Source organism: Bradyrhizobium uaiense, from assembly GCF_010811875.1.
Lineage (GTDB): Bacteria > Pseudomonadota > Alphaproteobacteria > Rhizobiales > Xanthobacteraceae > Bradyrhizobium > Bradyrhizobium uaiense.
The window spans coordinates 1-253 of the sequence record NZ_VKHP01000726.1 but is presented as its reverse complement, the minus strand read 5'-3'; the positions used below and the strand labels follow the sequence as shown (position 1 = coordinate 253).

The 253-nt window shown below is 63.2% G+C and carries 1 pseudogene; it reads left to right on the top strand.

The window, feature by feature from the left end:
* A pseudogene (locus FNJ47_RS50790) lies at nucleotides 1–253 on the top strand (IS630 family transposase); the annotation flags it as partial.

Here is a 253-nt window from a genome sequence, read left to right as displayed (position 1 = left end):
GCTGCGATCGAGGGCGGGATGTCGCGCAATCGAGGCGCCAAGCAGTTTGGAGTGGCGATCAGCACCGCCATCGGCTGGATGAAGCGGGTCGATGAGACCGGCAGCGTTGAGCCTGGCCAGATCGGCGCTACAAGCCGAAGGCAATTTCGGGCAAGCACGCGGTCTGGCTGTCACAACGGATCAAGGACGGCGATTTCACCATACGCGGTCTCGTTGCCGAGCTTGCCGGGCGTGGCCTGAAGGTCGACTACCA